General features: G+C 68.9%; 17 protein-coding genes and 1 tRNA gene. 14 read left to right on the forward strand and 4 right to left on the reverse strand.

Going from position 1 to position 19,972, the window contains the following annotated elements:
• Window positions 1-17: 17 nt before the first annotated feature.
• The 3 genes from ABQ271_RS03700 to ABQ271_RS03710 are packed head-to-tail and all read left to right on the forward strand — an operon-like array spanning window position 18 to window position 4,426.
• Window positions 18-1,583, forward strand: coding sequence for an APC family permease (locus tag ABQ271_RS03700; protein WP_349310184.1), 1,566 nt, complete (start codon window positions 18-20; stop codon window positions 1,581-1,583).
• Complete coding sequence (locus ABQ271_RS03705; RefSeq protein WP_349310185.1) at window positions 1,580-3,040, forward strand: NAD-dependent succinate-semialdehyde dehydrogenase; 1,461 nt, start codon at window positions 1,580-1,582, stop codon at window positions 3,038-3,040. Before ABQ271_RS03700 ends, ABQ271_RS03705 begins: the two co-directional genes overlap by 4 nt.
• A gap of 21 nt (window positions 3,041-3,061) precedes the next feature.
• Window positions 3,062-4,426 (forward strand): NAD-dependent succinate-semialdehyde dehydrogenase, encoded by a 1,365-nt coding sequence (locus ABQ271_RS03710; RefSeq protein WP_349310186.1) that lies wholly within the window; start codon window positions 3,062-3,064, stop codon window positions 4,424-4,426.
• A 53-nt stretch (window positions 4,427-4,479) separates the two neighbouring features.
• Here the strand turns inward: ABQ271_RS03710 and ABQ271_RS03715 are convergent, their stop codons facing one another.
• Window positions 4,480-7,272, reverse strand: a complete 2,793-nt coding sequence (locus tag ABQ271_RS03715) for a hypothetical protein (protein WP_349310187.1) — start codon at window positions 7,270-7,272, stop codon at window positions 4,480-4,482.
• Entirely contained in the window at window positions 7,269-9,092 is a 1,824-nt protein-coding gene (locus ABQ271_RS03720; protein WP_349310188.1) for an HSP90 family protein, read from the reverse strand. Before ABQ271_RS03720 ends, ABQ271_RS03715 begins: the two co-directional genes overlap by 4 nt.
• A 219-nt stretch (window positions 9,093-9,311) precedes the next feature.
• Here ABQ271_RS03720 and ABQ271_RS03725 point away from each other — a divergent pair.
• The 9 genes from ABQ271_RS03725 (at window position 9,312) to ABQ271_RS03765 (ending at window position 15,677) form a co-directional block, all read left to right on the forward strand.
• Window positions 9,312-9,384: transfer RNA gene (locus tag ABQ271_RS03725), tRNA-Trp, on the forward strand.
• 44 nt (window positions 9,385-9,428) lie between these two features.
• Window positions 9,429-9,695, forward strand: coding sequence for a preprotein translocase subunit SecE (secE, locus tag ABQ271_RS03730; protein WP_349310189.1), 267 nt, complete (start codon window positions 9,429-9,431; stop codon window positions 9,693-9,695).
• A gap of 108 nt (window positions 9,696-9,803) precedes the next feature.
• Complete coding sequence (gene nusG, locus ABQ271_RS03735; RefSeq protein WP_349310190.1) at window positions 9,804-10,817, forward strand: transcription termination/antitermination protein NusG; 1,014 nt, start codon at window positions 9,804-9,806, stop codon at window positions 10,815-10,817.
• 180 nt (window positions 10,818-10,997) lie between these two features.
• Window positions 10,998-11,429, forward strand: a complete 432-nt coding sequence (gene rplK / locus ABQ271_RS03740) for a 50S ribosomal protein L11 (protein WP_036310030.1) — start codon at window positions 10,998-11,000, stop codon at window positions 11,427-11,429.
• A gap of 13 nt (window positions 11,430-11,442) precedes the next feature.
• Complete coding sequence (gene rplA / locus ABQ271_RS03745) at window positions 11,443-12,132, forward strand: 50S ribosomal protein L1 (protein WP_036310028.1); 690 nt, start codon at window positions 11,443-11,445, stop codon at window positions 12,130-12,132.
• Between the two features lie 72 nt (window positions 12,133-12,204).
• On the forward strand, window positions 12,205-13,257 hold the full coding sequence (locus ABQ271_RS03750) for a DUF561 domain-containing protein (RefSeq protein ID WP_349310191.1): 1,053 nt from the start codon (window positions 12,205-12,207) through the stop codon (window positions 13,255-13,257).
• A gap of 108 nt (window positions 13,258-13,365) precedes the next feature.
• On the forward strand, window positions 13,366-14,160 hold the full coding sequence (locus ABQ271_RS03755) for an amino acid ABC transporter substrate-binding protein (protein ID WP_349310192.1): 795 nt from the start codon (window positions 13,366-13,368) through the stop codon (window positions 14,158-14,160).
• Window positions 14,161-14,230: 70 nt separating this feature from the next.
• Window positions 14,231-14,905, forward strand: a complete 675-nt coding sequence (locus ABQ271_RS03760; protein WP_349310193.1) for an amino acid ABC transporter permease — start codon at window positions 14,231-14,233, stop codon at window positions 14,903-14,905.
• On the forward strand, window positions 14,892-15,677 hold the full coding sequence (locus ABQ271_RS03765) for an amino acid ABC transporter ATP-binding protein (RefSeq protein WP_349310194.1): 786 nt from the start codon (window positions 14,892-14,894) through the stop codon (window positions 15,675-15,677). Before ABQ271_RS03760 ends, ABQ271_RS03765 begins: the two co-directional genes overlap by 14 nt.
• Before the next feature lie 5 nt (window positions 15,678-15,682).
• Here ABQ271_RS03765 and ABQ271_RS03770 read toward each other — a convergent pair whose 3' ends face one another.
• Window positions 15,683-15,961, reverse strand: a complete 279-nt coding sequence (locus tag ABQ271_RS03770) for an acylphosphatase (RefSeq protein WP_349310195.1) — start codon at window positions 15,959-15,961, stop codon at window positions 15,683-15,685.
• Entirely contained in the window at window positions 15,961-16,992 is a 1,032-nt protein-coding gene (locus tag ABQ271_RS03775; RefSeq protein ID WP_349310196.1) for an NADP-dependent oxidoreductase, read from the reverse strand. The genes ABQ271_RS03770 and ABQ271_RS03775 overlap by 1 nt, the downstream gene beginning before the upstream one ends.
• Window positions 16,993-17,246: 254 nt before the next feature.
• On the opposite strand from ABQ271_RS03775, the gene ABQ271_RS03780 reads away from it, so the two are divergent.
• Window positions 17,247-18,899 carry an ABC transporter substrate-binding protein gene (locus tag ABQ271_RS03780; protein WP_349310197.1) on the forward strand — a complete coding sequence of 551 codons (1,653 nt, stop codon included), beginning with the start codon at window positions 17,247-17,249 and terminating at the stop codon, window positions 18,897-18,899.
• The gene (locus tag ABQ271_RS03785) at window positions 18,896-19,972 is read left to right on the forward strand and encodes an ABC transporter permease (protein ID WP_349310198.1); all 1,077 of its coding nucleotides are present in this window, start codon (window positions 18,896-18,898) and stop codon (window positions 19,970-19,972) included. The genes ABQ271_RS03780 and ABQ271_RS03785 overlap by 4 nt, the downstream gene beginning before the upstream one ends.

Consider the following 19,972-nt stretch of genomic DNA (forward strand, 5'->3'; position numbering starts at 1 on the left):
CCCGAAGGAGCTCGACGATGAGCCAGCACGCACCCGAGACGACACCCGTGAGTGACGGCGGCCTCTCGAAGAAGGGTCTCAGCGCGGGGACGATCGGTCTGATCGGCGCCGTCGTCATCGGCATCTCCTGCATCGCGCCCGCCTATACGTTCACCGCGGCGATCGGTCCGACGGCATCGGCGGTCGGAGCGCAGATCCCGGCCGTCATCCTGGTCGGATTCATTCCGATGCTGCTGGTGGCCTTCGGCTACCGCGAACTGAACAACCGGATGCCGGATGCCGGCACGTCGTTCACGTGGGCATCTCGCGCCTTCGGCCCGTGGATCGGATGGATGGCCGGGTGGGGGCTGATCGTCGCCACGGTGCTCGTCCTCTCGAACCTCGCGGGGGTCGCGGTCGACTTCCTCTTCCTGCTCGTTTCGCAGATCACCGGCGATGAGAGCATCGCGGAGCTCGCCGGCATCCCGTGGCTGAACATCCTCGTGTGCCTGGCGTTCATCGCCGGGGCGACCTTCATCTCGTACCGCGACATGCAGACCACGCAGAAGCTGCAGTACGTCCTCGTCGGCTTCCAGGTCATCGTCCTGGTGTTCTTCGCGATCGCTGCGATCTCGACCGCGGTGAGCGGCGGCGGGTTCGACTATCAGCCGTTCGACCTCGAATGGTTCAACCCGTTCGCGATCTCGTCGTTCAGTGCGCTCGCGGCGGGACTCTCGCTGTCGATCTTCATCTTCTGGGGATGGGACGTCACCCTGACGATGAACGAGGAGACGAAGGATCCCGAGCGCACGCCCGGCCGATCGGCGACGATCACGGTGATCGCGATCGTGACGATCTACCTGCTGCTGGCGATCGCCATGCTCATGTACTCGGGCGTCGGCGAGGGCGAGTTGGGGCTGGGCAACGCCGACATCCAGGACAACGTGTTCTTCTTCCTGTCGGGCCCGGTCCTCGGCCCGCTGGCATTCCTCGTCTCGCTGGCCGTCCTCACGAGCTCGGCGTCGTCGCTGCAGTCGACGTTCGTGAGCCCGGCGCGCACTCTGCTCGCCATGGGGCACTACGGCGCGCTGCCCCGGCGGTTCGCCCGAGTGAGCCCGCGGTTCTTCACCCCCGGGTATGCCACCATCGCCTCCGCGATCGTGGCGGCCGCCTTCTACGCCGTCATGCGGGCGGTGAGCGAGAACGCCCTCTGGGACACGATCCTCACCCTCGGTCTCATGATCTGCTTCTACTACGGCATCACCGCGTTCGCCTGCGTCTGGTACTTCCGCAAGCAGTGGTTCGACTCGGTGCGGAACGTGTTCTTCACCTTCCTGTTCCCGCTGATCGGCGGTGTCATCCTGGCCGTGCTCTTCGTCACCACGCTCATCGACTCCGCGAACCCGGAGTACTCCGAGAGCGGTGCCGACATCTTCGGCGTCGGTATCGTGTTCTTCCTCGGCCTCGCCATCATCGTCCTGGGGCTCGTGCTGATGCTCATCCAGGCCCGGGTCGCCCCGGCCTTCTTCCGCGGACAGACCTTGTCCGTCGACGCACCCCCGAGCGCGCGAACGCTGCGCGCAGAAAGCGAGAACATCCGATGACCTCCCGCGAGTCAGACCTCCTCGCCCAGATCCCGAACCAGCTCTTCATCGGAGGGGAATGGGCGGATGCCGAGGGCGGCGCAACCCTCGACGTGTTCGATCCCTCGACGGGCGAAGTCATCCGCCGCATCGCGGACGCCTCCCCGGCCGACGGCATCCGCGCCCTCGACGCCGCCGTCGCCGCGCAGGAGGCGTGGGCGGCGACCGCACCGCGCGAGCGGAGCGAGATCCTCCGCCGGGCGTTCGACCTCGTCCAGGCCCGCAAGGAGGACCTCGCCCTCCTCATGACGCTCGAGATGGGAAAGCCGCTCGCCGAGTCCCGCGGCGAGGTGGCCTACGGCGGCGAGTTCCTTCGCTGGTTCAGCGAGGAGGCGGTGCGGATCTCCGGCCGGTACGGCATGAACCCCGAAGGAACGGGGCGCATGATCGTCTCGCAGCGGCCCGTCGGTCCGTCCTTCTTCATCACGCCGTGGAACTTCCCGCTCGCGATGGCGACGCGGAAGATCGCCCCCGCGCTCGCCGCGGGGTGCACCGTCGTGGTCAAGCCCGCTGAACTCACGCCGCTGACGACGCTCTTCTTCGTCCAGCTGCTCACCGAGGCGGGTGTGCCCGCCGGCGTCGTGAACGTCATCACGACCGCGTCGTCGGCCGCCGTCTCCGGGCCGATCATCTCCGACCCGCGGCTCCGGAAGCTCTCCTTCACGGGCTCGACCCCCGTCGGGCAGAAGCTCATCGCGCAGGCCGCCGAGGGTGTCCTCCGTGTCTCGATGGAGCTCGGCGGCAACGCCCCCTTCGTCGTGTTCGACGATGCCGACCTCGACAAGGCGGTCGACGGCGCGATGCTCGCGAAGTTCCGCAACATCGGCCAGGCCTGCACGGCGGCGAACCGCTTCATCGTGCACGAGTCGGTGGCCGCCGAGTTCTCCCGCCGTGTCGCCGAACGGGTCCGCGACATGAACGTCGGTCGCGGCACCGAGGACGGTGTGCAGATCGGCCCGCTCATCGACGACCGCGCGGTGGCGAAGGCCCAGCAGCTCGTCGGCGACGCCGTCGAGCGCGGTGCCCGCATCCTCGTGGGCGGCAGCGCGCTCGAGGGCCCCGGCACGTTCTACGAGCCGACGGTCGTCGAGGGCGTCGTCCCCGGCAGCGCGATCCTCCGCGAGGAGATCTTCGGCCCCGTGCTCGCGATCAGCACCTTCACCGACGAGGACGAGGCCGTGCGTCTCGCGAACGACACCGAGTACGGTCTCGTGTCCTACGTGTTCACGCAGGACCTGGCCCGCGGGCACCGCATGATCGACCGTCTCGACACCGGGATGATGGGGCTGAACGTCGGAGTCGTCTCCAACGCGGCAGCGCCCTTCGGCGGTGTGAAGCAGTCGGGCATGGGTCGCGAAGGCGGCCTCGAAGGCATCCACGAGTACCTGAACGTGAAGTACACCCTGATCCCGGCCTGACCGGAACTTCTGAGGAGCATCATGAGCGACTACGCCGTCATCGACCCCGCCACAGGCGAGACCCACGCGACCTTCCCGACCGCCACCGCCGACGAGGTCGAACACGCCCTCGCCACGGCAGACGACGCCGCGCGCGGGTGGGGTCGGACCTCGACCCCCGCCGAGCGCGCCGACCTGCTGCGCCGTGTCGCGGCGCTGCACCGCGAGCGCCGCGAGGACCTCGCGAAGATCATCGTCCGAGAGATGGGCAAGCAGATCGACGGCGCCCTCGGCGAGGTCGACTTCGCGGCCGACATCACGGAGTACTACGCCGACCACATCGACGAGATCACGGCCGACGCGCCGATCCCGATCGAGGGGGAGGGGACCGCCGTCATCCGCAAGGCGCCCCTGGGCGTTCTTCTGGGTGTCATGCCGTGGAACTTCCCGTACTACCAGGTGGCGCGCTTCGCGGCGCCGAACATCGCGATCGGCAACACGATCCTGCTGAAGCACGCGCCGCAGTGCCCCGAGTCGGCCGCCGCCATCGAGGACCTCTACCGCGACGCGGGCTTCCCCGCGGGCGTCTACACGAACGTCTACCTGACGAACGACCAGGCCGCCGAGGTCATCGCCGACTCCCGGGTCCAGGGCGCGTCGGTGACCGGATCCGAGCGTGCCGGCGCGGCCGTCGCCGAGGTCGCCGGGCGCAACCTCAAGAAGGTCGCGCTCGAGCTCGGCGGCTCCGACCCGTTCATCGTCCTGTCGGTCGACGATCTCGATGCGGTCGCGCAGGCGGCAGTCGACGCGCGTCTCGACAACACGGGCCAGTCCTGCAACGGCGCCAAGCGGTTCATCGTCATCGACGGTCTCTACGACGCGTTCGTCGAGGCCTTCACGGCGAAGATGGCGGCGGCATCGGTCGGTGACCCGTGGAGCTCCGACACCGTCCTCGGTCCGCTGTCGTCGGTCGCTGCGGCAGAGCGTCTCGAGAAGCAGATCCAGGATGCCGCCGCCCAGGGCGCGACGATCGTCACCGGCGGGACCCGCGACGGCGCGTTCTTCGCCCCGACCGTCCTCACGGGCGTCACGCCCGAGATGGACGTGTACCGGGAGGAGCTCTTCGGCCCCGCTGGCGTCGTCTACCGCGTCGCGAGCGAGGAGGAGGCGATCCGCCTCGCCAACGACACCCCGTTCGGTCTCGGATCGTACGTGTACACGACCGACCCCGATCAGGCGATCCGTGTCGCCGACCAGATCGAGGCGGGCATGGTCTACGTCAACCTCGTCCTCGCCGACGAGGCGGGTCTGCCCTTCGGCGGCATCAAGCGCAGCGGTACGGGGCGCGAGATGGGCCTGCTGGCAGCCGACGAGTTCGTCAACAAGAAGCTCGTCCGCATCGGCTGAACGACACGGTGAGGGGCGGCATCCGACCGGATGCCGCCCCTCACCGTTTCCGCTCAGACCGGGAGCGTCGCGCGTACCTCCGCGGCCTCTCCGTGGCGCCCGAGGCCCTCGTACACGTCACCCAGCTCGAGGGCCGCCTGCTGGCGGATCTGCTCGTTCTCCGTCGCGTGGTCGAGCGCGGAGCGGTAGAGCGCGACCGCATCTGCCGGGCGCTCGGCGCCGACCAGCAGACGCGCCGCCAGGAGCTCCGACCCGGCGCCCGAGCCGACGTCGCCGGCCGACGCGAACCCGTCGGCGGCCTGGAGCGCTGTCGCCACCGCCTCCTCCGTGCGGCCGAGGGCGGCGAGCAGGCGGGCACGCGTGTCGAGCACATCCGAGACGTACCAGTGCGCGTCGTTCGCGCGTCCGAGCGCGAGCGCCTCGTCGATGACGTCGAAAGCGTCCTCGTCGCCGCGCTGCATCTTCGCCTGCGCGAGCAGGTGCAAAGCCTCGGCGAGCAGTCCCACCTGCTCCTCCTGCCCTCGGATGAGGCCGATCGCGGTCTCGACTGCGACCACGGCGTCGTCGTACTCGCCGAAATTGCCGAGGTGGCGCCCCTGCTGCACGAGCGCATGCGCCTGGCCGGCGGCCTCGCCCGCCTCCTCGTGCAGATCAGCGGTGAAGCCCCACGCGCCGACGGCGTTGCCGAAGTCCCTCGCGCCTTCGTAGGCGCGCGCGAGCAGTCCGACGGTGATCGCGCGCGATCCGGCCGGAACCTCGGCGGCGGTTTCCTCCTGCAGCACCTCGTGCAGGGCGTCCACGGCTTCCAGCGGCATCCCCGCCGTGACCATGGCGCGGCCGAGGCGATACCGGGCGTCGGCCGTCGGCGCTCCCGCGGATTCGAACCGTTCGACGGCGGACCGGTAGCGTCCCACGGCGAGCGAGGCCGACTCGGCGTCCTCGTGGAGCGCCCCCGCGAGCACGAACGCCTCCCCGATGCGCAGATCGTCGGCGCCGAGGGTGAGCAGCAGTCTGACCGTCTCGTCGGCGTCGGCTGCTCCGTCGGCGTATTCCTCGGCGGCGCCGTGCAGCCGTGCCCGTGCCGCCAACGCCCGGGCGCGGCGCCCGTCGCTGATCGGCTGCGCGAGGAGGTCCGCGGCGAGAGCGCGAGCGTCGTCGGCCTGCGACGCGGATGCCGCTGCTTCGATTTCGAACAGTCGGACGCCCTCCGAGCGGATCGCATCCCCCGCCTCGGCGAACAGGCGTGCCGCCTCGCGGGCGTCGTCCCGTGCCTCGGCGAACGACCCCTCGTACATCCGCGCGACGGCGAGCGTCGCGATCAGGTCGGCGCGCACCTCGGCGGGGAGGGACCCTGCCGCCGCGACCTCCGCGCGGAGGACGTCACCGGTGGTCGCGATGTCCTTGCCGAAGAGGATGAGGCCGAGCCTCTCCTCGAGCTCCGCCTGCTCCGCGTGTCCCGCGGCGCGGAGCGCGGCGAGGCGTTCGGGCAGGAACGCTTCGGCCTCGTCGATGCGCTCGATCGCGACGAGGGCGCCCAGCAGGTGCGAAGAGAGCGTCACGCGCTCGTCGGGTGCAGCATCCGTCAGCAGTTCCCGGATCGGCTCGATCGCGGCCACCGAACCCGCGTGGGCGAGCGCGACTGCGCGCTGGAGGCGTTCCTCCCGCGTCACGGCGGGGGTCGGGGCGACGACGGTCGAGAAGTCGTGCGACCGGATCGGCACGTCGTACCGTTCGGCGCCCGTCTCGCGCAGACGCCCGAGGTTTCGGGTGTGGGCGTCGGTTCCGTTGCGGCGGTCGAACGCGCTAGCGATCGATTCCGCGGCGCTCCAAGCCGCCGCGGCGAGCTCGTCGACCCGCCAGGGTCCGTCGTGGGCGCCGAAGACGGGGATCAGAGCTTCCGCGTCGGACCCGCGGACGGTCAGCTCGGGGTGTCCCGCTGCCGCGACGGAGTCGAGGGCGAGGGCGAACGCGCCGAGCGCCGTCGCGTGGGCGTCGGCGTTGAGGCCGTCGTGCACGAGCCACGGCAGGTGTCGCTCGACGAGCGCCAGCGCGCGCGCCTCGTTGCCGGTCACGACGCAGAACACCACGTTCTTGGCGACGATCGCCAGGTTGTCGGGGTTGTCCTTCGCGAGGCGGTAGCTCCGCTGGTGCGCGGTGCGGGCCTCGTCCAGCATGCCGGCGCGAAGGTAGGGCAGCAGGATCCGGGACAGGGCGTGCTCGGGCTCTTCGCCGCAGGAGAAGCCGTTCTCGATCATCTCGTCGACGAGGCGGATGGCGTCGTCCTCGCGCCCGGTCTCGATGAAGAACCCGGCGAACTGGCTGCGCACGCACGCGTCGCAGTGGCTGTACTCGTCACGCGGAGTAGCCTCGAGCGTGCGCTGCAGATCCGACGCCTCCTCGAGGCGGCCGGCGGACCAGGCGTCCTCGAAGCGAGCCATCAGCACCCCGCTGGGACCGACGCCCGCCTGCCGGTAGTGCGCCTCCATGTCGTCGAGCACGGCAGCGATCTGCTCGGAGGGGAATTCCGGTGACCCGCCGAGGGCGCTCGCCATCCACTTGTACTGCCAGAGGACGTCGCCGGCGCGTTCGATTTCGGCCGGGAAGCGCTCCGGGTCGGCGTCGTAGTGCGCGAGGCACCAGGCGAAGGACGTCAGCATGAGGTCGGTGTCGCCGCCCATGTTCGCGCTCGAGGTCTGCCGGAGGCGCGCCTCGTACTCGAGTCGCTCGTCGCCGCTCTCCTGCGCGAGCGCGACCGCCTGCGCGACGAGAGCCTGCTCCTGCGGGCCCCAGGGCGTGTTGTCTATCTCGTCGAAGAGAGTTCGGATGCGGGTCGCGTAGCCGGTCATGATGCTCCTTCTGCGGGGGGAGGGGTCTCGGTGTCGCTGTCGATTGCCCGGTCGACGAGTTCGGACAGCGCCGTCGACATGAGGGCGCGGTCATTCGGGCCGAGGGGATGGTGACCGGCGAGGAGCGACTGCACGTACAGCAGCTGCACACTGAGGTCGAACACGCGGCCGGGCGGTGTCGCCGCCAGCTTGCGGATCATCGGATTGGTCCAGTTCAGACACAGCCGCGCAGCGAGTTCCTCGGTCCCGCGCCCCGAGACGACGCTCGCGGCGCGATCGAGGACACCGCCCCAGAGGGCTCCGCCGGCGCTGCGCGCCCGACCCCGGTCGAGGGCGCGGAGCACCTCGGGGTCAGCGACGAACAGTCCCGGCAGTTCGGATCGCTCGAACGTGCGGACGGCGACGTCCACGTCCTCGAGAGCGGCCTTCGCGCGGCTTTCGAGCGACGTCGCCGCGGCGCGGTCGTCGAGGGGCGCGAGGTCGAGGCGATCGATCTCGCCGACCACGTCGACCCGCTCCACCTCGACGCCGGGGAACAGCTCCGGGATCCGGCGGACGAGGTCGGCGTCGTAGAGGTAGCCGCCGTTGACGAGGATGCCGCCGGCCGAGGCCATGCTCGCCACCTGACGGAACTCGTCCACCGTCTCGGCGTAGCGCACGAGCGGGAACCGGCGCGCCACCTCTTCGATGCGCAGACGCCCCGCCGTCGTGTCGACCGAGAGCCACCGCACGATGAAGCGGGCGAGCTCGTCGTCGTGGCGGACGAGGGATTTCAGGGCGACCTCGTGGATCGACACGAACTGCGACAGCCGCAGCGGATCCTGCAGCGCGAGGTCGAGGATCCAGCGCCGGATCGCCTCGCCGAGCTCCTGCCGCGTCTGTTCCAGCGCGTCGTCGTCGACGAGCGACTCGCGGCTCGCCGTCGGATGCAGCGACCCCGAGTCCACGACCGCGCGGGCGAAGAACGCCCAGGAGGGGAGGAGTTCGTCGGCGCGCTCGGTCAGCAGCATCCGTCGCAGATAGACACGTGTGCTCTGCCGAGCCCCCGGGGGAGGCGCGAACGGGAGCACGAACGCGACACCGCGCGTCTGGGTGCCGGGCACGGTGAGGGGGATGACGTCGAGGGGTTCCGCGCCGATGAGTTCGCGACCGTAGGCGAGCTGGCGTTCCAGATCTCCTTCGAGGAAGGGGGCCGGCTCGGTGACCGTCGTCTCGCCGCCGCCGGGCAGGTCGACGACGACCGTGTGCGGCAGGTAGCGGCCGAACGTCTCGGCGAGCTCCATGATCGTGCTCGTGCCGAGCAGAGTGCGCGTGTCGGAGCGCGGCGTGAGGTGGACGCTCGTGCCGATGGGGATGTCGTGCGGGTATGCAGCGACGGTGAAGGTTCCGTCGGAGTGGCCGGTCCATTCCACGGGTGCCGAGCCGGCGGCGCTCCGCGAGCGGATGACGATCGTGTCGCACACCATGAAGCACGACAGCATCCCGATGCCGAACTGTCCGAGGAAGTCTCCGCGCGGCAGATCGAAGATGTCGCGCTTGGAGCTGCGTCCCACCGTGGCCAGCAGATCGGCGACCTCGGTGTCGGTGAGCCCGACGCCGTCGTCACGCATGACGAACTCGGCGGAGCCATCGCTGACCGGGGTGATCCGGATGCGGCCGCCGCCGCCGTCCATCGCGCGTCGAGCGGCGATCGCATCGACGGCGTTCTGCAGAAGTTCGCGCAAGAACACGCGCGGGCTCGAGTAGATGTGTCGGCTCAGCAGGTCGATGACTCCGCGGAGGTCGACCTGGAACTGTTGGGCGGCAGTACTGTCGGTCACCGCGCTCCTCGGGATCGTCGTTCATCCGATGCCGCGCGCCCTCGTCGTAGCGAACGGGCACGGCCGGACAAGCCTAGCGACGCGAATCCAGACGGGGCAGGGATGACGCGCGTTCGCCACCCTCCGAGGCATGCCGTATGCTTGTCCACGCAGTTGTCTGCATTCTTTTGCCGTGCCCATGGGTCGGTGAGGATGTGGATTCCCGGGTCGGAAGACCTTAGGGCGGTAGCTCAATTGGCAGAGCAGCGGTCTCCAAAACCGCAGGTTGCAGGTTCGATTCCTGTCCGCCCTGCGTGTCAGCGTCAGCTGACTCGAACCGAGCAACAGGTGGGTTGAATGGTCCAGGATGAGCCGAACGGCGAGGTCGTCGCTGCGGGCAGCGGCGCCACCCGTGAGAAGAAGCTCAACTTCTTCCAGCGGATCGCCCTCTTCATCCGCCAGGTGATCGCAGAACTCCGCAAGGTCGTCACGCCGACCCGGCAGGAGCTGGTCAAGTTCACGCTCGTCGTCCTGGGATTCGTCGTCGTCGTGATGGCCATCGTGTACGGGCTCGACCTGTTCTTCACCTGGATCGTCAACATCGTCTTCGACGTGCCGAGCTGACGACCGGACGACCACCCGTCGCGATGACGGACGGCATCCCGGATCACCGGAACTGCCCGCCGCGTCGCCGCTGAACATCGAAGCCGAACCTGCAGGGAAGTGAATCACGTGACCGAAAGATATGTGGACGACGCCGACTGGTCGACCGCCGCGGAGCAGTCCAGCGAGGACGACGAGGCCCAGGAGGGCAACATCCTGGCTGATCAGGAGCGTTCCGCAGAGTCCGCCGAGCACGCTGCGCTGCACATCGAAGAGGACGAGCCCGTCGAGGACGAGCCGACCGGAGAGGATGCCGTCGTGATCGAGGACCCCGAAGCAGACCGCATCGTGAACGACGCGCTCGAGATCGACCAGGCCGACGAGGCCGAGGCCGCCGCCGAGGTGCTCACCGAGTCGCTCGCCGACGAAGAGGCCGAGCGCGCCGCTGCCGCCGCCGACGAGGTCGCTCCCTACGACGGTCCCGAGCTCGGTGACGATGACGACGAAGACGAGACCCCCGAAGACCCGTACGAGGCGTTCCGTCAGGAGCTGCGCTCGCTCGAGGGCAAGTGGTACGTCATCCACTCCTACGCCGGCTTCGAGCGCAAGGTGAAGGCCAACATCGAGCAGCGCAAGTCGACGCTCGAGGTCGAGGACGACATCTACCAGGTCGAGGTCCCCATGGAGGACGTCGTCGAGATCAAGAACGGCCAGCGCAAGATGGTCAACCGCGTACGGATCCCCGGCTACGTGCTGGTCCGCATGGAGCTCAACGAGGACACCTGGTCGGTCGTTCGCCACACGCCCGGTGTCACCGGCTTCGTCGGCAACGCCCACAACCCGACCCCGCTGCGTTTCGAAGAGGCCTTCACCATGCTGAAGCCCCTCGTCGAGGTCAAGGAGGTCGCACCCGCCAAGGGTGGCGCCGCCACGAAGGGCTCCGCGACGCAGGCACGCTCGATCGTCACCGAGGTCGACTTCGAGATCGGCGAGACGATCACGATCAAGGAAGGCTCGTTCGCCGGTCTCCCCGGATCGATCTCCGAGATCAAGCCCGAGAGCGGCAAGCTCACGGTCCTCGTCTCGCTGTTCGAGCGTGAGACCCCGGTCGAGCTCAGCTTCGACCAGGTCACCAAGCAGTAAGCACAGGATTTGCGAAGGCCCCGCTCCGGCGGGGCCTTCGTCATGCCGTGGGATGCCGCATGCGGTAGACTCATGTGGTTTGTGCGCCGTTTCGTCGTGCGCGCGAACACCACCACGACCCGGAACCGCCGGGACCGTGGGAGAACGGGGCATCCGTCCCGCTCGTGAAAGGAAGAGGAAATGGCACCGAAGAAGAAGGTGACCGGCCTGATCAAGCTTCAGATCAACGCCGGTGCAGCCAACCCGGCGCCGCCGATCGGGCCCGCGCTCGGTCAGCATGGCGTCAACATCATGGAGTTCTGCAAGGCGTACAACGCCGCGACCGAGTCGCAGCGCGGCAACGTCATCCCCGTGGAGATCACCGTCTACGAGGACCGCAGCTTCACCTTCGTCCTGAAGACCCCGCCCGCCGCGGAGCTCATCAAGAAGGCCGCCGGCGTCGCGAAGGGTTCTGCGACCCCGCACACCACCAAGGTCGCGAAGCTCACCAAGGATCAGGTTCGCCAGATCGCCGAGACGAAGATGCCCGACCTGAACGCCAACGACATCGAGGCCGCCTCGCTGATCATCGCCGGCACCGCCCGTTCCATGGGCATCACGGTCGAGAGCTGAGGGGAACAGAACAATGGCTAAGTCCAAGGCTTACGAAGCAGCAGCGGCGAAGATCGACCGCTCCACGTTCTACTCCTCCGAGCAGGCTGTCGCCCTCGCCAAGGAGACCGGTTCGGCGAAGTTCGACTCGACCGTCGAGGTCGCGCTGAAGCTCGCCGTCGACCCGCGCAAGGCAGACCAGATGGTCCGTGGCACGGTCATCCTGCCCCACGGCACCGGCAAGACCGCCCGCGTCATCGTGTTCGCGACCGGTCCCGCCGCTGAAGCTGCTCTCGCCGCTGGTGCGGACGAGGTCGGTGGCGCCGAGCTCATCGAGAAGGTCGCCGGTGGCTACACCGCGTTCGACTCGGCTGTCTCGACCCCCGAGCTCATGGGCCAGGTCGGGCGCCTCGGAAAGGTCCTCGGACCCCGCGGCCTCATGCCGAACCCGAAGACCGGCACCGTGACCCCCAACCCGGCCAAGGCCGTCGAGGAGATCAAGGGCGGAAAGATCGAGTTCCGCGTCGACAAGCACGCCAACGTGCACTTCGTCGTCGGCAAGGCGTCCTTCTCGGAGGACCAGCTGAACGAGAACTTCAACGCCGCTCTCGAAGAGATCGTGCGCCTGAAGCCCTCGAGCGCGAAGGGCCGTTACATCCAGAAGGGCGCCATCTCGACCACGTTCGGTCCTGGCATCCCGCTGGACGTCAACGCTCTCGTCTGAGTCGTTTCGACAGCAAGGGGGCTCCACCTTCGGGTGGGGCCCCTTCGTCGTTCCCCTTGGTAGCGTCATCGCGTGACCCGCGACCTCCAGACGCTGTTCGGCATCGACGCTCCTCTTGTGCTGGGACCGTTCGGCGGGATGTCCTCCGTCGCCCTGACCGCCAGCGTCAGCGGGGCCGGCGGCCTCGGCTCCTTCGGGCTGTACGGGTACTCGGGAGCGCGGATCCGCGAGACGGCTGCGGCCCTTCGGGCGGCGACGACTCGCCCGTTCGCGCTCAACCTCTGGCTGCCGACCGGCGACGAGGTCCAGCCCGGCGACGTGGACCTCGCTGCGGCACGCGCCGCGGTCGCGCCCCTGCTCGAGGCCGCGGGTGTCGATGTACCGTCACCGCTCCCGGAGGCGTTCCTGCCATCGCTCGAGGAACAGCTGGATGCGGTGTGGGATGCCGCGCCCGCCGTCCTCAGCGTCGTGTTCGGTGTGCCTCCCGTCGAGGTCGTCGCCGACGCGCATCGGCGCGGCATCCGGGTCGTGGGGACTGCCACCTCGGTCGCGGAGGCCGTCGCGCTGGCGGGAGGGGGAGTGGACGCGATCGTCGCGAGCGGCGCAGAGGCGGCCGGGCATCGCGTGAGCTTCCTGCGCCGTGCGGAGGACTCGCTCGTGGGGACGTTCGCGCTCGTGCCGCAGGTGGTCGACGCCGTCGACGTCCCGGTCATCGCCGCGGGCGGCGTCGCCGATCGGCGGGGTGTCGCGGCGGCGTTCGCGCTCGGAGCCGCAGGAGTCCAGGTCGGGAGCGCCTTCCTCCGCACCCGCCAGTCGGCGGCCTCCGATGCCCACCGTGCCGCCCTGCGGGCCGCGGCCGACACCGACACGGTCCTCACCCGGGCGATGAGCGGGCGGCTGGCCCGCGGCATCCCGAATCGAGCGGTCCGGACGATCGAGGCGGCGGGTGCCATGGCGCCGTTCCCGGCCCAGAACTGGCTGACGGCGAGCTTCCGTTCGGCAGCGGCGGAGGACGGCGATCTCGCGTCGTTGTGGGCAGGACAGGCAGCGGGGCTGTCGCGCTCCGACGATGCGGACGAGGTCTTCGCGGAGTTGGCCGCCGGGGTTCCCGCGGCATCCGACTGACACAGACCGTCACCGGCGGGAATCATTCGCGCGGATGCGTGTTGTATGGAGGGGCCCGCGTGGCCACAGCCTTCGCGCGCCCCCGTTGCCCCCTCACCAAGGAGATCCATGTCCCGTCGTACCGTTGCCCTCGGAGCCCTCGCCCTCAGCGCCGTTCTGGCGTTGACCGCCTGCTCCTCGAGCTCGAACGGGGCGGCCGCCGGCGGCGATGACCTCGGCCTCGCGAAGGGCGGCACCCTCACGGTCGCCACCGAAGGCACCTACCGGCCGTTCACGTACCACGACGAGAGCGGCAAGCTGGTCGGCTACGACGTCGAGATCATCGAAGCCGTCGCCAAGAAGCTCGACCTGAACATCGAGTTCCAGGAGACCCAGTGGGACGGCATCTTCGCCGGACTCGACGCGGGACGCGTCGACGTCATCGCGAACCAGGTCTCCATCAACCCCCAGCGCGAAGAGAAGTACCTCTTCAGCGAGCCGTACACGGTGTCGCCGAGCGTCGTCGTCGTGAAGGACAGCGACGACTCGATCTCGAGCTTCGCCGACCTCAAGGGCAAGAAGACCGCCCAGTCGCTCACGAGCAACTTCTTCACGCTCGCCGAAGAGGCCGGCGCGGACGTCACCCCGATCGAGGGCTGGGCGCAGGCCGTCGAGCTGCTGCGTCAGGACCGCGTCGAGGCGACCGTCAACGACAAGCTGACGTTCCTCGACTACGAGAAGACCGACGGCCCCACCGGCCTGAAGATCGCCGCCGAGACCGATCCCGCCAAGACCGCCGTCGTCACGACGAAGGACAAGAAGGCGCTCATCGAGAAGATCGACGGTGCGCTGGACGACCTGCGCGAAGATGGAACCCTCGCGAAGATCAGCGAGAAGTACTTCGGAGCCGACGTCACCGAGTGACACCAGTCCCGACGGGCTCGGCGCGGCGCGGTGACGCGACCGCCGAGCCCGTTGCCCGTTCTGCGAAAGGATGCCGGTGGACACCGATACATGGCAGCTGATCCTGACCTCGTTCTGGCCGATGTTCATCGCCGGGGTCACGGTCACGATCCCGCTCGCGCTCATCTCGTTCGCGATCGGGTTGATCCTTGCGATCACCGCCGCCCTCATGCGGATCTCCGGCAACCGGATCCTGTCGGGGATCGCGCGTGTCTACATCTCCGCCATCCGCGGCACGCCGCTGCTCGTCCAGATCTTCGTGATCTTCTACGGTCTGCCGCAGATCAACGTGCGGATCGATGCGTACCTCGCGGCGGTCATCGCCCTGTCGCTGAACGTGGGCGGATACGCCGCCGAGGTCGTCCGGGCGGCGATCCTGTCGGTGCCGAAGGGGCAGTGGGAAGCCGGCTTCACCGTCGGGCTCTCGCGGGCGACGGCGCTTCGGCGCATCATCCTCCCGCAGGCGGCCCGCGTCTCGGTGCCGCCGCTGTCGAACACGTTCATCTCGCTCGTGAAGGACACGTCGCTGGTCGCCCAGATCACCGTCGCGGAGCTTTTCCTCGCGGCGCAGCGCATTGCCGCGTTCAGTTCGGAGTTCCTCGTCGTCTACATCGAGGCGGCCTTCATCTACTGGCTCTTCTGCCTCGTCCTGTCCTTCGGGCAGGACCGCATCGAACGGAGGCTCGACCGCCGTGTCGCACACTGACGCACCCCTTCTCACCGTCACCGGGCTCCGCAAGTCGTTCGGCGACAACGTCGTCCTCGACGGCGTCGACTTCTCCGTCAGGCCCGGGCAGGTCGTCTGCCTGATCGGGCCGAGCGGGTCGGGCAAGACGACGGTCCTCCGCTGCCTCAACGGACTGGAGACCCCCGACGCCGGCGTCGTCGCGTTCTCCGACGGGCAGCGTCACGACTTCGCCGATCCGCTCAAGGGCAGGGCAGCCACGCTCGACCGCGCGGCACTCCGCGACCGGTCCGCCATGGTGTTCCAGCAGAACAACCTGTTCCCCCACCTCACCGTGCTCGAGAACGTGATCGAAGGTCCCGTGCACGCTCACGGGGTATCGAAGGATGCCGCGGTCGCCGAGGCAGAGCGGCTGCTGGCTCGCGTGGGCCTCTCCGAGAAGCGCGACGCCTACCCGCACGAACTCTCGGGCGGTCAGCAGCAGCGCGTGGGCATCGTCCGCGCGCTCGCCCTGACGCCCGATCTTCTGCTGTTCGACGAGCCGACGAGCGCCCTCGACCCCGAGCTGGTCGGGGAGGTGCTGCTCGTCCTCAAGGAGCTCGCCGACGAGGGGTGGACGATGGTCATCGTGACGCACGAGCTCGGGTTCGCGCGACAGGTCGCCGACGAGGTCGTCTTCTTCGACGGCGGCGTGATCGTCGAGCGGGGTCACCCGGCGACGATGTTCACCGCGCCGGAGAACGAGCGCACGCGCCGGTTCCTCGACCGGATCCTGCGGCCGCTCGAGGACTGACCGGGCTACGCGTCGCGGCGGATCTCGAATCCGCTCTCGTCCGGAGTCGTCGGCATCTCGGTCATCGACACCCCGTCGACGACACCGCCACGTGGCCCTTTCGCCGCCCAGTCGAGCACGGTCTCGACCGCGGCGGCATCCCCCTGCACCTCCGCCTCGACGGTTCCGTTCGTGACGTTGCGGACCCAGCCTGTGGCTCCCGCTCCCCGAGCAATGTGCTGCATCGAGTAGCGGAAGCCGACGCCCTGGACGACGCCGCGGATGACGAGACGGATGCGGCGCATCACGCCTCCGCCACCTGGAGGACGACCTTGCCCCGGACATGGCCCCGCTCGACCTCACGGTGCGCGTCGGCGGCATGGGCGAGGTCGAACACCCGGTCGATGTAGACCTGGATCGCCCCGGAGTCGAGCAGTCGGCTGATCGTCGCCAGAACCGACCCGTCGGGGACCACCTTGTACGTCGTCGCGCGGACGCCCGCCGACGCAGCGGCATCCGCGTACCCGTCCCACCCCCCGGTGGGGACCATGACGTACAGCCCGCCGGGCCGAAGGACGCCGAGGGAGCGACTGCCGGTGTCGTCGTGGACGTTGCCGACGAGGTCGATGACGACGTCCATCTCGCCGACGACGTCCTCGAACCGGGTGGTCGCGTAGTCGACCGCGACGGATGCCCCGAGTTCGCGGAGCCAGCCGAGGTTGCCCTCCGAGCCGGTCGCGGTGACGTGGGCACCGAAGTAGGCGGCGAGCTGGACGGCGAAGTGGCCGACGCCGCCGGAGCCGGCATGGATGAGGACGCGCTGCCCCTCGTGGGCGTGCGCCGTTTCGACGACCAGACCCCACGCGGTGAGCGCTGCGAGCGGGACGCCTGCGGCCTCGACGTGCGACAGTGCCGCGGGTTTGCGAGCCACCGACAGGCTCGGGACGACGACGTACTCGGCGTACGTGCCGCCCGACCGGGGGAACGGCACCATGCCGAAGACCTGGTCGCCCGGCTGCAGCGGGTGCGCTTCGAAAGGACTCGTCACGACGACGCCGCTGAAATCGAAGCCGAGTGTCGACGGGTAGGCGGGTATCTGCCCCGTGACGCCGCGGCCGGAGCGGGTCTTGGCGTCGATCGGGTTCGTGCCGGCGGCCACGACGCGGATCAGCAGCTCGCTGAGCGCCGGAGCGGGCACCGGTACGTCGGCTTCCCGCAGCACGTCCGCGCCGCCGGGGGCGTCGTAGACGACGGCGCGCATGGTCGAGGGAGGGGCGGTCACCTCGACGACCTCGTTCGCGGTGGGGGCTGCGGAACGCAGCGGCCGGAATCGCATCGGCTGCTCCTTCTCACCTGCGCTCGACGACGGGCGCGGGGGTGCTCGGTGGATGACCAGTCAACAGCGTCATTGTCTCGACGGTGTTACGTCGGCATCACCGGAGCGAGAAGCCCGTCGGCGGTGTCCGCGGATTGGGCGTTGACGTCCGACGGGCGTATCCCTACAGTGGTGCGCATACGTAGAACCACTTCTCCGCAACGCTGCGGATCGTTTGCTCATACGAATGCTCACCCCGTCGAAGGAGACAGGACATGCGCCCCCAGAGAACCCTCGTCGTTGCCGCCGTCGCGGCATCCGCTCTGCTCGCCTTCAGCGGGTGCACCGCGGGCACGACGACCACGCAGACCGGCAGCACCCGGGCCAACACGATCATCTTCGGCAAGTCCGACGGCGGCACGACGTACGTCCGCAACTACAACGTGCTCGGCCCCGCGACGGAGAAGGCTCCGAACGCCGAGCTCATCTACGAGCCCCTCGCCCGCATCGACTACTCCAACGGCGCGATCGTCGAGCCGTGGTTGGCGAAGTCGATGACGTTCGATGCCGCGGGAACCACGCTGACGGTCGACATCCGCGACGACGTCACCTTCTCCGACGGCGAGCGGATGACCGCTGACGATGTCGCGTACTCGCTGTCGCTGCCGCTCGAGAAGCCCGAGCTGAATCTTGCGGGCGTGACCTATACCGCAGTCGACAAGGTCGACGACGACACGGTCGACGTAACCTTCGACAGCCCGTCGTTCGCCGCACTGAACCAGTTCGCCTCCAGCTCTCTGCCCATGGTTCCCGAGCACATCTGGAAAGAGCAGGACCTCTCCACGTGGACCAACCCCGACCCGGTGGGCACCGGTCCGTTCACCCTCGATGCGTTCGCCGCCCAGCAGGTCACGCTCAAGGCTCGTGACGACTACTGGGGCGGCGACCTGCCGATGACGTACATGAAGATCCTCGCGACGAGCGGCGAGACGGTGAAGGCCCAGTTGCTCCGCGGCGATGTCGACTGGGCGCCGGCGGGATGGCCGAACGCCGAGGACGAGTTCGTGGCCAAGGACCCGGAGAAGAACCTCTATCAGCTGTACGCCACCGGCGGCGCCTACTCGATGATGTACAACACCGCACAGGCTCCCTTCGACGACGTGAACCTGCGCCGGGCGTTCGCACTGTCGATCCCGCGATCCGACATCACCGCGACGCTCAACCGGCCGGGAACCGAGGCGGGACCGACGGGCCTGGTCGACCAGATCTACAGCGACTGGATCGCTCCCGAGTACCGCGGGAAGGTGCAGGAGGTCGACGCGGATGCCGCAACCGCCGCGCTCGCCGCGAGCGGGTACGACGTCGTCGACGGTGCGCTCGTCAAAGACGGGAAGAGCTACACGCCCCGCATCTCCTTCAACCAGGACTTCGGCTGGAACGCATATGCCGACATCATGATCAACAGCTGGAAGAAGGTCCTGGGCGTGACGGTCGCCCCCGCAGGTGCCCCCGGCGCCACCCTCTACGACCAGCAGAAGACCGGTGACTTCGACCTCACGATCGCGACGACCGGTGGCGCCGGCGTCTACGGCGTCTACGGGTTCCTCGACAGCCGCTACGTCGAGCCGCTCGGCACCGCCGCCGCGACGAACATCGGGCGGTGGGACGACCCGGAGACCGACGCCATCCTCACGAAGATGACCGAAGCGTCCGACGAGGACACGGTGAAGGACCTCGGCATGCAGATGCAGAAGATCGTCGTCGACGAGGTGCCCTTCAGCCCCCTCTACAACTCCTACTGGTTCGTCGACGTCAACGCCACGAACTGGACGGGGTGGCCGACGCCCGACGACTTCGACGCGGTGCCGTTCCCGAGCCTCGGCCCCGACACGATCCGCACGCTCCTGTCGCTGAAGCCCGCATCATGAGCCTCGCCCCCGGCGCCGTCACCTCCGCCACGGTCAGCGTGGCGCAGGCGACGGCCAAGAAGAAGACCCGCAAGGGACGGGCAAGGTTCCTCCTCAGGCGGCTCGGCTTCTACCTGGCGGCCGCGTGGGCGGCGATCACGTTGAACTTCGTGATCCCGCGGCTCATGCCGGGCGACCCCTCGGCGGCCATCATCGACCAGCTCGAGCGGGTGAGCGGTCAGGCGCTCGCTCCCGCCACCCTGCAGTCGATCCAGGGACTGTTCGGCAACCCCCAGGAGAACCTGTTCCAGCAGTACCTCGCCTACCTGGGCCAGCTCGCGCGCTTCGATCTCGGCGTCTCGATCGTGAACTTCCCCGTCCCGGTCTCGGACCTCGTGGCCACCGGCCTGCCGTGGACGCTCCTGCTCGTGGGGACCACGACGATCGCGGCGTTCCTCATCGGAACGGCTCTGGGGGTCGCTGCCGGGTGGCGAGCGGGGTCCCGCTTCGACACGATCGTCACGCCTCTCGTGACATTCGTGTCGTCGGTGCCCTACTTCTGGATCGCGCTGCTGGCGGTGTGGTTCTTCGGCTTCATCCTGGGGTGGTTCCCCCTCAGCGGCGGATACGACCCCAACCTCCCCGTCGGAGTCAACATCCCGTTCATCCTGAGCACGCTGCACTTCGGGGCGCTCCCCGCGGCCACGATCGTCTTCTCGGCCTTCGGCGGGTGGATGCTCGGCATGCGGAACATGACGGTGACGACCGTCGGCGAGGACTACGTCCTGCTCGCGCAGGCGAAGGGCCTGTCGCCTGCGCGTGTCCGGTGGCGTTACGCGGCGCGCAATGCCATGCTCCCGCAGTTCACCGGCTTCGCGATGGCGCTCGGCGGTGTGGTCGGCGGTGCCCTCCTCACCGAGATCGTCTTCAGCTACCCGGGAATCGGCTACCTCCTCTTCTCCGCGCTTCAGAAGCGCGACTACCCGGTCATGCAGGGGGTCTTCCTGCTCGTCACGCTCGCCGTGCTCCTGGCGAACCTCATCGCCGACTCGGTCTACGCGACGCTCGATCCGCGGGTGCGGGAGGAGTCCTGA

The organism is Microbacterium sp. MM2322 (genome assembly GCF_964186585.1).
GTDB lineage: Bacteria > Actinomycetota > Actinomycetes > Actinomycetales > Microbacteriaceae > Microbacterium.

What these genes read in the sequence shown, in the direction of transcription:
- ABQ271_RS03770 (WP_349310195.1), bottom strand. Translation starts at nt 15,961, where the DNA reads ATGCGCCGCATCCGTCTCGTCATCCGCGGCGTCGTCCAGGGCGTCGGC.
- ABQ271_RS03780 (WP_349310197.1), top strand. Translation starts at nt 17,247, where the DNA reads ATGCGCCCCCAGAGAACCCTCGTCGTTGCCGCCGTCGCGGCATCCGCT.
- ABQ271_RS03710 (WP_349310186.1), top strand. Translation starts at nt 3,062, where the DNA reads ATGAGCGACTACGCCGTCATCGACCCCGCCACAGGCGAGACCCACGCG.
- ABQ271_RS03755 (WP_349310192.1), top strand. Translation starts at nt 13,366, where the DNA reads ATGTCCCGTCGTACCGTTGCCCTCGGAGCCCTCGCCCTCAGCGCCGTT.
- ABQ271_RS03715 (WP_349310187.1), bottom strand. Translation starts at nt 7,272, where the DNA reads ATGACCGGCTACGCGACCCGCATCCGAACTCTCTTCGACGAGATAGAC.
- ABQ271_RS03775 (WP_349310196.1), bottom strand. Translation starts at nt 16,992, where the DNA reads ATGCGATTCCGGCCGCTGCGTTCCGCAGCCCCCACCGCGAACGAGGTC.
- secE (WP_349310189.1), top strand. Translation starts at nt 9,429, where the DNA reads ATGGTCCAGGATGAGCCGAACGGCGAGGTCGTCGCTGCGGGCAGCGGC.
- ABQ271_RS03785 (WP_349310198.1), top strand. Translation starts at nt 18,896, where the DNA reads ATGAGCCTCGCCCCCGGCGCCGTCACCTCCGCCACGGTCAGCGTGGCG.
- ABQ271_RS03760 (WP_349310193.1), top strand. Translation starts at nt 14,231, where the DNA reads ATGCCGGTGGACACCGATACATGGCAGCTGATCCTGACCTCGTTCTGG.
- ABQ271_RS03705 (WP_349310185.1), top strand. Translation starts at nt 1,580, where the DNA reads ATGACCTCCCGCGAGTCAGACCTCCTCGCCCAGATCCCGAACCAGCTC.
- rplA (WP_036310028.1), top strand. Translation starts at nt 11,443, where the DNA reads ATGGCTAAGTCCAAGGCTTACGAAGCAGCAGCGGCGAAGATCGACCGC.
- rplK (WP_036310030.1), top strand. Translation starts at nt 10,998, where the DNA reads ATGGCACCGAAGAAGAAGGTGACCGGCCTGATCAAGCTTCAGATCAAC.
- ABQ271_RS03700 (WP_349310184.1), top strand. Translation starts at nt 18, where the DNA reads ATGAGCCAGCACGCACCCGAGACGACACCCGTGAGTGACGGCGGCCTC.